General features: G+C 57.4%; 6 protein-coding genes. 5 read left to right on the top strand and 1 reads right to left on the bottom strand.

Annotation, left to right across the window (positions count from 1 at the left end):
• The first annotated feature begins 67 nt into the window (after window positions 1–67).
• Window positions 68–1204 (top strand): fatty acid desaturase family protein, encoded by a 1137-nt coding sequence (locus HDF08_RS21045; RefSeq protein ID WP_179640674.1) that lies wholly within the window; start codon window positions 68–70, stop codon window positions 1202–1204.
• Between the two features lie 103 nt (window positions 1205–1307).
• On the top strand, window positions 1308–2678 hold the full coding sequence (locus tag HDF08_RS21040) for a cytochrome P450 (RefSeq protein ID WP_179640673.1): 1371 nt from the start codon (window positions 1308–1310) through the stop codon (window positions 2676–2678).
• Window positions 2679–2727: 49 nt separating this feature from the next.
• Here HDF08_RS21040 and HDF08_RS21035 read toward each other — a convergent pair whose 3' ends face one another.
• Window positions 2728–3966, bottom strand: coding sequence for an MFS transporter (locus HDF08_RS21035; protein WP_179640672.1), 1239 nt, complete (start codon window positions 3964–3966; stop codon window positions 2728–2730).
• A 399-nt stretch (window positions 3967–4365) separates the two neighbouring features.
• Here HDF08_RS21035 and HDF08_RS21030 point away from each other — a divergent pair, with 399 nt between their 5' ends.
• The 3 genes from HDF08_RS21030 to HDF08_RS21020 form a co-directional block, all read left to right on the top strand.
• Window positions 4366–4803, top strand: coding sequence for an MGMT family protein (locus HDF08_RS21030; protein WP_257031329.1), 438 nt, complete (start codon window positions 4366–4368; stop codon window positions 4801–4803).
• Window positions 4804–4915: 112 nt separating this feature from the next.
• Window positions 4916–5815 carry an NAD(P)-dependent oxidoreductase gene (locus HDF08_RS21025; protein WP_179640671.1) on the top strand — a complete coding sequence of 300 codons (900 nt, stop codon included), beginning with the start codon at window positions 4916–4918 and terminating at the stop codon, window positions 5813–5815.
• Between the two features lie 682 nt (window positions 5816–6497).
• Window positions 6498–13307 (top strand): beta strand repeat-containing protein (locus HDF08_RS21020; protein ID WP_179640670.1); only part of this gene is annotated, 6810 nt, incomplete at its 3' end.

The raw sequence follows: 13307 nt of genomic DNA, 5'->3' as shown, positions 1-13307 counted from the left end.
TGGCCTGGTCCGCTGATGCGACCGACCGGGGTGCGCCGGGCCGACTTAATAAGATGCGGAGGCTCCGGTGACGTCTGAAATCGAAGCGGTAATCACCCTAAAGCCCGATATAGATGATCTGGTACCTTCTGAGGCTTCGGCACGGCAGTCCGTCGGCGCGACCGGCCCGTCTTCTTTCCCAAAAGTTCTACGCCGTCGCCTCGACAAGTTCTTTGCCGATCAGAATCTTTCGCCCAAAGCCGACCTCACCATGTGGACCAAGATCGCCGCGGGGCTGGCAGTGCTCGTGGGCGCATGGATTGCTCTCTATGCGTTCAAGCCGGATTCATGGAAGTTCGTCGCTCTTTACGTTTTGAGCGGTCTTGCCCAGGCATTCCTTTTGCTGAACATCGCCCACGACAGCAACCACAACGCCATCTCGTCTGTATCGTCCATCAACAAAAGCCTGAACTACGTCTTCGATGTCTGCGGAATCAACTCATACATGTGGCGCATCCTCCATCATCGAGGCCACCACTCCTGCATCAATCTCCATGGTGAAGACGATGCTCTTACGGGACGTGGCATCTTTCGGTTCACGCCCCACGAGCCCCGCGCACGCTGGCATCGGTTCCAACACATCTATGCGCTGTTCTTCTACGCGATGTTCTCTCTCGATTACGTCTTCGTCAGGGACTTTGAGGCGTTCTTCTTACCTACCCACGACTACCTGAGACGCATCAACCATCCCAACCGCGAGTACACCATCCTCTTTGCAGGCAAGGCGTTCTACTTCACTTACATGCTCATCTTGCCGGTGCTGCTGATGGGAAAATCGCCTTGGTTGGTCGCCGGATCGTTTGTGCTGGTCCATCTGATCATCGGTTTGACCGTATCCCTGGTATTCCAGACAACCCACACCATTGACAGCACTTACTTTCCCTCGGACCGCAGTGAGTTCGACAACGGCGTCTATCACATCTTCGCGACAACGGCCGATTATGCGACCAGCAATCCGATCGTCGGCTGGCTCACGGGCGGCCTCAATCATCACATTGCACATCATCTATGTCCTTTCGTCTGCCACACCCACTACGCACCGCTCACCCAAATTGTGAAAGAAACCGCGGAAGAGTTTGGCGTTCCCTACCGGCAACATCCCACGATGACTCGTGCAGTCTGGCATCATCTGATACTTTTGAAGCAACTGGGAACCGAAGGGTGACCGCCTCGGTCCTCGCCTGGAACTAACCAGGCCCACTACTTCAGACAAACCACATGAGATCTCCTACTGTTCTCCTGAAGCACCTCGGAAGCGAGACGTAACGTTGCCCACACCCATACCTGCTGTCTCACGACTTCGCTCTTTCGCAGATTCGCGTGCCATGGCCGCCAATCCTGTGCAGGTCTTGTCAAAGTACACCGAACTCTTCGGCGACACGTTTCGCTTCTATTTAGGCGGCATTAAAGAGGCCATCGTTACGACCAATCCCGCCGTCATGCAGCATGTATTGAAGACCAACTCGGAAAATTATCAGAAGTCCGAAATTCAAGTAAAGCGGATGGGCCACTTCCTTGGCAAGGGTCTTCTCACCACCCACGGGGACCCCTGGCGCACACAGCGGCGTCTCATTCAGAAAGGTTTTGACCGAAAGCAGCTTGAGGCCCTGTCCGCGATCATGCAGGACTCCCTCGCCGAGTCGATGCTGGACTTCAACCGGCAAATCCAGCTCGGCCCTGTCGATATCTACCCCCATCTGATGAAGATGACCTTCGCCATGGTCGCCCGTTCGCTCTTTGGCGCCAAGCTGAAGGACGAAGACATCGACACCGTAAGCCATACCATCTGCACCGTCCAGGAATTTATCGTTAGGCAGACCATTCAGCCCTACCTGAATCCCTGGTTTGAGGTCTCCGGCGAACTCCGCAGACACGAAGAGATGCGGACCCACGCCGACGCCATTCTGATGGACTACATCAAGACACGTCGCCAGCAGGCACCCGGCAACGATCTGCTGCAGACCTTGATGGACGCTCGCTACAGTGATGGCGAAGGCATGAGCGACGAGATGGTTCTGAGCGAGAGCATGCAACTTCTAGTTGCCGGCCATGAAACCTCGTCGAATGCTCTATCGTGGCTTCTCTATCTTCTAAGCTCGCGTCCGGATACTCTCGAGCGAGTACGTCAGGAGTTCGATTCCGTCTTGGGCGATGCGTCTCTGAGCTTCGGCGACGTCACCAGGCTCGAGTTCACGACTCAGGTCATCTACGAGGCGCTCCGACTCTACCCACCGTTCTGGATGGTCGATCGCATGGCTATCGCGGACGACCGCGTAGGCGACATCGCCATTCCTCAAGGATCGACTGTCATTGTGTTCGTCTACGGCGCGCACCATACGCCCCACTACTGGCCAAGCCCGGAGAGCTTCGACCCGGAGCGTTTCCTCAAAGCAAATGAGAAGTTGCGAACGCCATTCACCTACCTGCCTTTCGGAGGTGGACCCCGGGTCTGCATTGGCAATCACTATGCCATGCTGCAGATTCTCATGATTCTGAGCGAACTCCTCAGAACCTACGATTTTCAGCTGGTCCCGGACCAGACGATCGAAGCGCGTCCAATGGTCATCCTGCGTCCCAAGCACGGAATCCGCATGACCTTCACCAAGGCAGTCGCACGCGAAGTCCCGGTATCAAAATAAAGTCCGGCGTCAATCTATTACTGCAAGCATTCCTTGGCGTCTACCCGTGTCACACACCTGACTTGACCTGCCGCTGAAAGGTAGGCGCCTTGGTCATGACGATTAGGAAATAACCCGCAACACCCACAAGAGACAATCCGAATCCCGCAACAGCGGTCGAAATGCCGAGAATCGGAATCAACTTCCCTAGAATCAGCGCCCCTAGCGGTATTCCAGCGCGAAATGCCAGGTTGTAGACGCTCATCACCCTCCCTCGCATTGAGTCAACCACAATAAGTTGCACCACCGACAACATAAGAGAAGCGGACGCCATTACGGCCATGCCGGCAAGAAAAATCAGAATGCAGGAGATCGGGAGCCACTTCGAGAATGCGAATCCAGCCGTCGTAAGCCCAAGTGCGAACAAGGCGAGCACTGCCATACGACCCTGTCCTTTCAACTTCTCCATCGCCGCGACCAATAGCGCTCCACAGATCGATCCAGCACCTGAGAAAACCAGCAAAAGCTCATAGGTTCCTGGACCTCTGTGAAAGATCGTCCGTACAATCACAGGAAGAAATCCAGTCAGAGAAAAGCCAAACAGGGTTGTGCAAAACGCCAGCACGACGAGCGGAGTCAAACCTTCACGATCTCTGATGAAGGTGATTCCCTCCTTCATGCTCTTCAAAACGGACATCTGAGTCTTGGGTGCAACGAACTGCGCCCTGATCACAAAGAGTGAAATGATGACCGCGACATAGGAGAAGCCGTTCAGTGCAAAACACCACGTCGCGCCGAAGACGGTATACGCGAGACCTCCAAGGGTCGGACCAATAATGCGCGCAAGGTTAAACTGAATTGAATTCATCGAAATTGCATTGGCAAGGTCTTCAGGTTCCACCAGCGTGGGCAACAGGGCTGAATAGGCGGGTCCGCCAAACGATTGCCCAACCCCAACGACGAAAGACAAGGTCAGGATGTGCCAGACCTTGACCGCATGGGTAGCGAATAATGTTGCCAGCACGAAGGCGCAGATCATCTGGATGTACTGCGAAGAGAGCAGCATCTTCTTTCGATCCAAACGGTCCGCAAAAACACCACCGACAAGAGAAAAGAGCATAATCGGCAGTTGTCCCAGAAAGAGATCGAGCCCAAGGTAAAAAGGGTCTTTGGTCAGGTCATAGACAAGCCAGCTTTGCGCGAACTGCTGCACAAAGGTCCCAATGGTGGAAACACACGCTCCCAGCCACATGATCCGAAAATCACGGTACCGAAACGCTCGAAAGATGCGACTAAGGAAGGCGACCACGAAAAGCTAAGGCTCCATTCAACGAACTGACTTTCCTCTTGTTGATCCAAGCCTAACCGAAATAAGGTTGAAAGATAGTGCACTTAGTCAGATGAGAATCCCCGTGCACGGTCGCAGTATCTCTCGGTTGGTCCGTCTTTACCTAAGTCTCTCGGCTCACTGGTCTTAGACGGGTCCAGATACGTCTGGGTGATCATGGTTCCGGACGAAAGACGAATGAGTTCGCCTTCCTTAGTAGCGGCTCTCCGCCGTTCTAGCTAGCCGCCATTATCTCGAACGGGTGCATCTTCTCCTTCGCGGAGCGCTCATGCAGTTTGAACTAATGACGAACGAGATATCATGATCCCGAACTCTGATTTCCAGAGCAGGCAAAAGTCAGAGAGAGCTTTAGAAGACCGGATGACGATGAGCACGCGAAGGAAGAATGACAAGCCCGTTCGTCCTCCCTTTCCAGGGGCTATCCCGACTGTCCCCACATCCCAGGCGAAACGCAGAATTCTACGGGATGGGGCTCGTGCGAACGAACTCCGTGACACAGCATTTCGTCGCATCATTCTTTCCATTCCTGCAGGAAAGGTCAGCACCTACGGACAGGTTGCGGCAGCGGCTGGCTATCCGCTCTACCATCGCGCTGTGGCAAGACTCCTGCGCACCGATCCGCCAGATCATCTTCCATGGCACCGAGTGCTCGGCGCTGGCGGTGAGATCAAACTTCGCGGGGAACCCGCAATCGAACAGCGAGCGCGATTGAAGATGGAAGGCGTCAAGTTCCGCGGCAAACTCGTCAATATGGAACTTTTTGAACACGCACTTCGCGCCTGGGAGTCGTTCGACTAAAGCGAGTTGAAACTTGGGAGCCGCGTGCTGCTAGCCGCCTTCGTGGCTTGATAGCGCTCCTGTACACCTGCGCCTTTCACTTCTAACATCGTTTAAAGGGAGTCCAACACAAATGGCAAAGCTTGGCTTTTTAGGATTGGGGATTATGGGTGGCCCAATGGCTCTTCGTCTGATCGAGGCCGATCATCAGGTGGCTCTTTGGTCGTTCAGCGAGGGAAAAGTTGCTGCTTTGGTTAACAAAGGCGGCATCGCATGCTCCACTCCGGCCGACGTTGCGCGCCAGAGCGACTGTACCTTCCTCTGCGTAGGCGATACCGAGATGTCCCGCAGTGTCATCCTCGGCGCAGATGGTCTGGCCGAAGGAGCAGCCGCCAGGTCGATCATCGTCGACTGCAGCACCATTGCCCCCTCTGCAAGCCGCGCTATCGCCGCCGAACTGGCCAAAAAGGACATCAGCTTTCTCGACGCGCCCTGTACCGGCTCCAAAGCCGGAGCAGAAGGGGGCACACTGACTTTTATGGTCGGTGGGCCAAAGGATATCTTCGAAAAAGTCCGCCCGTACTTTGAGGTGATGGGAAAGCTTTTGTACTACTGCGGAGAAGCAGGCATGGGACTTCACGCCAAGCTGTCGCAAAATATGATCCTTGGCAACCTGCTCCAGGCCTTCAATGAGAGCATCGTCCTGAGCACAAAAGCCGGCGTCGATCCCGAGATGATGCTCGATATCCTTAACAACAGCGCGGCTAAATCTGGCCTGCTCACCGCAAAAGCCCCTATGGTCTTCGCCAGAAACTTCACCACCAACTTCTCCGTCAAGTGGCTCGAGAAAGATATGGAGCTGATGCTGGAGTCTGCGGCTGAGCTCAACGTCCCGGCGCCCTTGACCTCGCTCTCGCGGCAGCTCTATCGCGCCGCAATCGCCAAGGGCTTCGGCGAGGACGACATCTGCGGCTCCATCCGGCTGCTGGAAGACATCACAGGCACCACAGTGGCAAGCCGTCCCAAGACATAGATACCAAAGACGCTGAAAACGGCCACAAAGAATCACGAGATCTCGGCCAGCGACAATTGGGATCGCTGATAAGGAAGCCGCTAGAACCGGCCCCGGAAGAGCCGTGGACTTTTAAGCGCTCATCTGTCGGACGCAGTTAGATTTTTTGGCTCTCTAATACAGATGCGACCGCGCAGTCTTGCGACAAATCTCCAACGGATCTCCGGGGACTACGTTGCAGGTTCTAACAAAAACCCGGGCCGCTCAAAGCTTCGATGGCATTCCGCAGACCAACACTGGCGTCCATGGCTTCGCGCCTCTGACACTTCTGTGTCAGTAGCTGGAAACATTTCCATGTTTTGGGTAAAAATGCCTGCATTTTGCGGGGTTTATGCTGCCACCTTTGGACTATGGATGAGAAGCCTCGGCTAAGTGATGCTAGTGAGGAGCAAAGGAGGCCAATAACTCTCTCATGCAGTTCCATTCTCTATCAGCGAAGATGCAGGCCTGATGAGAGCGTCACGAGAGTTCCTGGTCTCTTCGGAGTCCTAGCAGTACCAACATAGTTCTCGCCTCAGGAAGTTCTTAGCAGAAAACCAGCGCAGGAGTCGAAAGTGGCCACCATCCACCCACCCTTCTGCGTAAGGCGCACCTGTCTGCCTGGAAGCTTCTTGTCACGTCACTAGTCGTCACGGAGATAAGCATGTCGTCACACCGCGCCAAAGTCAAAAGCTGCCTGGCAATCGTCAAGTCCAGCTTCCGTTCCTTCTCAAAGTCTTTCACGGCTTTGACGGCTTTCTCTTTGGCGATGTCTGCTTCTCTTGCGTTTGCCCAGAGTGCCACGACGACGTCGCTCTCGGTGACGCCGATTAGCGCCGCGAACGGATCCGTACTGGCCATGACGGCGACGGTCAAAGCGGGTGCGACACCGGTCTCAGGCGGAGTAGTTACCTTCCTGGACACCTACAACAGCATCAGCAGAGTACTTGGCAGCGTCCAGGTGCAATCCGTGTCGGGCACCGCCGTTTTGCAGCAGGAGTTTGGCGGAGTTGGCAGTCACTCCATCATGGCGGTCTTCGGTGCGATCCAGGCCTATTCGTCTTCGTCTGATGTTCAAAGTGTAACTATTACAGGAACTTATCCCACAACCACCAGTCTCGTTCAGACCTCGGCCGGAACCACTCCACCGTTTTCGCTTACCGCAACCGTGACAGGAACAGGGAGCACCAACAGCTTCCCCGTCGGAAATATCTCCCTCCTGGACACGTCAAACGCCAACTATCTCATCGTCACTCCCCCTCCTGCCCTTGGCGCAGGCGTGTCCGGGCAGCAGACTGTAGCGGGCAGCACTTCGCCGGTAACGGTAGGCAGCGGCCCTCAGAGCATCGCTTCTGGCGACTTCAACGGCGATGGCTTCATCGATCTCGCAGTTCTGAACAGCAACGATAGAACTGTCTGGATTCTCTTCGGTGACGGTGCAGGCGGGTTCACCGCTTCCCCAACCAAGCTGACTACCGGCAACGGTCCCGTCGCCATCGTCGCAGCCGACTTTAATCAGGATGGCAAACTCGATCTGGCTGTCGTCAACAGCGCAGACGGAGCCGTCGCCATCTATCTCGGTGGAATTAACGGTACATTCAGCGCCCCTTCAACCTATTCCATCCCAGGCGTCTTCCTCGAAGTCACCACCCCAACCTCGTTGGTAGTTGGAGACTTCGACGGAGACGGAAAGCCTGACCTCGCGGTAGCCCAGAGCGCCACGCTTCTTGATCTGGTCCCGGTAAACGGTGTCGTGGACATCATGCTGGGAGATGGGTCCGGCGCATTTCCTGCTGCGAACGTCTCTCAAGTCAACGTCGGAACCAATCCAACCGCGATCGTCGCTGGCTACTTTAACGCCGGCGGCAATCTTGACTTTGCCGTTACTAACAAATCGAGCAACACCATCAGCGTCATGCTCGGCAACGGAAACGGCAGCAGCTTCACCCAGGCCACAGGGTCGCCAATCTCCACCGGAAATGGAACCGCTCCTAACTCGCTCGTTGCCGCGGATATCAATGGCGATGGCAAACTGGACCTTGCGGTGACCTACAGCAGCACAAAGAAGATCGGGATCTTCCGCGGCAACGGAGCAGGCGCCTTCGCCGTGCAGGCTACCTTGCTTTCCACCGGAACCACCCCCACCTCGATCGTCGCAGGAGACTTCAACGCCGATGGAAATGTCGACCTCGCTGTTGCCAACTCCGGACAGACCACAGCGAGTCTGTTCCTTGGAAACGGTGACTTCACCTTTCAGACGCCGACGACTCCTACCGTAGCGAAGACCCCTATCGCCGTCGCCTCGGCAGACTTTAATGGCGACGGTACCAGTGACCTCGCAATCGCCAACAACGGCAGCAAGAGCGTGAGCATTTTGCTCAATCAGGTCACCGACACGGCGAGTGTCTCTTTCACCGGCGTCACCATTCCCGGCAGCGGCAACCACAATATCCTTGCTTCCTTCCCGACTAATCTGGACTTTGCCGCAAGCAAGTCCGCCACCCTGTCCCTGGCAGCGACGAAGATCTCTACCTCGACCCTGCTCAGCGCCACCAACTCAGCGCCGGCTTTTGGTCAACAGATCGTCATCACTGCAATGATTCAGCCTTCTTTGGTGGGAGCGCTGACTCCGGGTGGAACCGTCACCTTCAAAGACAACGGCAACACCCTTGGCACCGCCATCACCGTGTCCGGCGGCGTCGCGACGTTGTCCACTGCAAGCCTCACAATCGGCGTGAACAACATCACGGCGTCCTACTCGGGCGACACTAATTTTGTCGCCAGCGCCGCTGTTACCCCTCTCGTCATAACCGTGGGTCCGGCAACTCCAGTCATCATCTGGGCTACTCCAGCGGCCATCAGCTATGGCACCCTGCTGTCCTCTACACAACTCAACGCTACGACGACGGCACCCGGAACCTTCTCCTACAATCCAGCTCCTTACACCCTGCTCGCAGTCGGCAACTATACGCTGACTGCCACCTTCACTCCGAGCAACACGAACTACACTCCGTTGACCACCACTGTCACCCTCACGGTAAACCCAGCGAATCCTCAGATCAGTTGGCCCTCGCCCGCGGCCATAACCTATCCCACGCCGTTGAGCAATATCCAGCTCGACGCGACGGTGGCTGTCTACACGCCGGTCCCGTTGACCTCGTACTACAACATCAACGCGATCTACAGCAATGGCACGCACTTTGCCAGTGGCTTTGATCAAAGCGGGAATGCTTACTCGTCGAATCTGCTGGGAACGTCCGTCACCTGGAACAACATCACCTACCAGTTGGGACCCGCCAACGCACTCGATGGAGTCGCCGGTCTAAGCAGCACAGGAACGACCGTGACCATCCCTCTTCCGGCTGGATACTACGCCAGCCTCAATATGCTTGGCGCGATGGTCAACAACACGACCGCGGCGAACCCATTCATCATAACGTATACCGACGGAACAACCTCGACCTATACGCAGAGCCTGAGCGACTGGGTCTATCCGTTGAACTGGCCTGGCGAAACGGAAGTCACCTGCGTCCCGTTCCGCAACACCTCCACTGGTGGCCAGGACGCCCACTTGACCTGCGTCTATGGCTATCAGATCCCGCTTAATAGCTCAAAGATTGTTCAGAGTGTCACGCTCCCCGCATGGCAGGGACCAGGAGATGTCTCGATCCTCGCCATGGATCTTGTCTCCCCGCCGGTGCCAGGCGCGCTGGTCTACAACCCAGCTCTGGGCGCGGTACTTCCAACTGGAGAAAATACTCTTTCAGCCACATTCACTCCCACGGACCAGACCGATTACACGGGCGCTTCCGCGAGTGTGCAACTACTCGTTAATCCCTCGAACGCCACAACGCTGGTCTGGCCTACGCCCGCACCCATCGTCTACGGAACAGCACTCAGTGCGACACAACTTAATGCAGTCGCACAGACAACACCAGGAACGACCTCCGTTTCGCTCTCGTCCTACTATCGCGTCAACGCCTTTGAGACCGATGGATCGACCTTCTCTACTGGAGGCTTCGATAACGGTGGAAATGCCTACTCAGCCACCCTCCTTGGCTCTTCCGTTGTGTGGAACGGGCAGACGTATGCACTAGGTCCCGCGAATGTTCCGGATGCCGTCACGAGCACGACGATTGCCTTGCCTCAAGGGAATTTTGTTAGCTTGTCACTGATTGGTGCGGCGACCACAGGGGGACAGACCGCGCAGCCTTTCACAATTACCTATACGGATGGCACCACCGCAACCACAAAGATCAGCCTCAGCAGTTGGCTGGTTAATCAAGGTTACCCTGGCGAATCCTTTGTTGCGGTCACCGGATACTACAACAATGGCAGCGGAGGTCGAGTAACAGGACAACAAGCCGACCTGTACGGATATCAAATAGCCCTCGATAACACGAGGACCGTACAAAGCATCACCCTCCCGAACAATCGCAACGTCGTCATTGTGGCGATGGGACTCAACACATCGTCTACTCCAACGGTAGTGCCAGGCACCTACGCCTACACTCCGGCTGCCGGAGTGGTTCCTGCGGTCGGTACCATTCCACTCAAAGTTGTGTTTACCCCGACCAACCCGAACTTCGGGACAGCAACAAAGACCGTCAACCTCGTCGTCACCAAACAGGCGCTTCTCTTCACCGCCAACAATGAGACTGTGGTCTACGGAACGGCAGTTCCCCCCTATACCTACTCGGTCACGGGCTACGTCAACGGCGACACCGCCGCGACAGCCTTCACCGGAAATCCTTCTCTGACGACGACCCCGGCAGCTCCCACAGCCGCAGGCACCTACACCATCACGCCCGCCACCGGCTCCCTCGCGTCCTCAAACTATAGTCTGACCTTCGCCACCGGATCGCTCACCATCACGAAAGCCACACCGGGGATCAACTGGTCGAACCCGGCCAACATCACGTATGGTACGGCCCTCGTCCAAAGCAGCACGGGCCAGCTGAACGCTACCGTCTCCGGGTCGATCCCAGGTACCTTCTCTTACAGCCCAGCCGCGGGCACCGTACTCCCTGCCGGCCCCCAAACCCTCACCGTCACCTTTACTCCGACTGACACCACCGACTACACCACGGCAACTGCTTCCGTTCAAATAATCGTCAATCAACGCAACCTGACGGTTACTGCCAGCAGCTACACCATCCCGTATGGCACGGCTGACCCCGCCTACGCGGCCACCATCACAGGCTTCGCCACTGGCGACACGCAAGCCAACTCCACCACCGGCACTCCGTCTCTGACCACCAATCCCGCGGCTCCCTCGGCTCCGAACACCTACACCATCACCGCTGCACCCGGGACCCTCGCCTCTACGAACTACACCTTCACCTACGCCCCCGGAACCCTCACCATCACCAAGGGCACTCTCACCGTCACCGCCGGCAACGCCACCCGCGTTTACGGATCGGCTAATCCCACCTTCTCCGCCACCGCGACCGGAGCCGTGAACAGCGATACCTTCACCTTCGCTGAGACCACCACCGCCACCGCGACCAGCCCAGTCGGCCCCTACAACATCGTTCCGACTGCCTCAGGCACCAACCTCGCAAACTACAACGTCACCTACATCAACGGAACCCTCACCGTCACCAAGGCCCCCCTCGTCGTAACAGCCAGCAGCTACACGATCCCGTATGGCACCGCTGACCCAACCTATGCCGCCACGATCACCGGCTTCGTCAACGGAGACACCACCGCCACCGCCACCACCGGCACTCCGTCGCTGACAACCACCCCAGCGGCTCCCTCGGCTCCGAACACCTACACCATTACCGCTGCACCGGGAACCCTCGCCTCCACGAACTACAGCTTCACCTACGTCGCCGGCTCCCTCACCATCACCAAGGGCACTCTCACCGTCACCGCAGGCAATGCCACCCGCGTTTACGGCGCAGCTAACCCCACGTTCACCGCCTCCGCCACTGGCGCCATGAATGGTGACAGCTTCACCTTCTCAGAGACCACCGCCGCCACCGCCACCTCGCCAGTGGGTCCCTACAACATCGTCCCCACCGCCTCAGGCACCAACCTCGCCAACTACAACGTCGTCTACGTCAACGGCACCCTCACCGTCACCGCGGCTAACCTCACGGTCACCGCCAGCAGCTACACCATCCCCTACGGCACCGCAGACCCGGCCTACACCGCAACCATTACCGGCTTCGTCAACGGCGACACCGCTGCCACAGCCACCACCGGCACTCCGTCTCTGACCACCAATCCCGCGGCTCCCTCTGCTCCGAATACCTACACCATCACCGCTGCACCCGGGACCCTCGCCTCTACGAACTACACCTTCACCTACGCCCCTGGAACCCTCACCATCACCAAGGGCACTCTCACCGTCACCGCCGGCAACGCCACCCGCGTATACGGACAAGCTAACCCACCCTTCACCGCCTCCGCCACCGGCGCTGTAAACGGTGACTCCTTCACCTTCTCCGAGACCACCACCGCCACCGCGACCTCGCCAGCCGGCCCCTACAACATCGTTCCGACTGCCTCAGGCACCAACCTCGCAAACTACAACGTCGTCTACATCAACGGAACCCTCACCGTCACCAAGGCCAGCCTCACGGTAACGGCGAACAGCTACACCATCCCATACGGCACCACAGATCCGACCTACACCGCCACGATCACCGGCTTCGTCAACGGAGACACGACTGCCACAGCCACCACTGGCACTCCATCCCTCACCACTACCCCCGCAGCCCCATCAGCCGCTAACACCTACACCATCACCGCTGCAGCGGGAACCCTCGCCTCTACGAACTACACCTTCACCTACGCCCCCGGAACCCTCACCATCACCAAGGGCACTCTCACCGTCACCGCAGGCAACGCCACCCGCGCCTACGGAGCAGCGAATCCAACCTTCTCCGCAACCGCCACAGGCGCCGCGAGCGGTGATACCTTCACCTTCTCCGAGACCACCACCGCCACGACGACCAGCCCAGCCGGAACCTACAATATCGTTCCTACTGCTTCGGGCACCAACATCGGCAATTACAACGTCGTCTACGTCAACGGAACCCTCACTGTCACTGCAGTCAACCTCACGGTCACCGCCAACAGCTACACCATTACCTACGGCACCGCCGACCCAACCTATACGGCAACCATCACCGGCTTCGTCAACGGTGACACCGCTGCCTCAGCCACCACCGGCGCTCCGTCCTTGACCACCACCCCGGCAGCTCCCGCAGCCGCTAACACTTACACCATCACTGCCGCACCAGGCACACTCGCCTCCACCAACTACACCTTCACCTACGTCAACGGCTCCCTCACCATCAACAAGGGAAGCTACACCATCACCTGGGCCAGCCAGTCCATCGTCTACGGCACCGCCATCGGCGGCGCCACCGGCATCAAGGCCACCGCCTCCATCCCCGGCAGCTTCTCCTATAGCCCTGCCGGAGTCCTCCCCGTAGGCCCAGCCGTCACCGTCACCGCC

This window comes from Tunturiibacter empetritectus, assembly GCF_013410875.1.
In the GTDB taxonomy this organism is placed as follows: Bacteria; Acidobacteriota; Terriglobia; order Terriglobales; family Acidobacteriaceae; genus Edaphobacter; species Edaphobacter empetritectus.
Note: the sequence above shows the minus strand (reverse complement) of the source record. Positions and strands in the feature narration are given on the sequence as shown.

What these genes read in the sequence shown, in the direction of transcription:
- HDF08_RS21030 (WP_257031329.1), top strand. Translation starts at nt 4,366, where the DNA reads ATGACGATGAGCACGCGAAGGAAGAATGACAAGCCCGTTCGTCCTCCC.
- HDF08_RS21025 (WP_179640671.1), top strand. Translation starts at nt 4,916, where the DNA reads ATGGCAAAGCTTGGCTTTTTAGGATTGGGGATTATGGGTGGCCCAATG.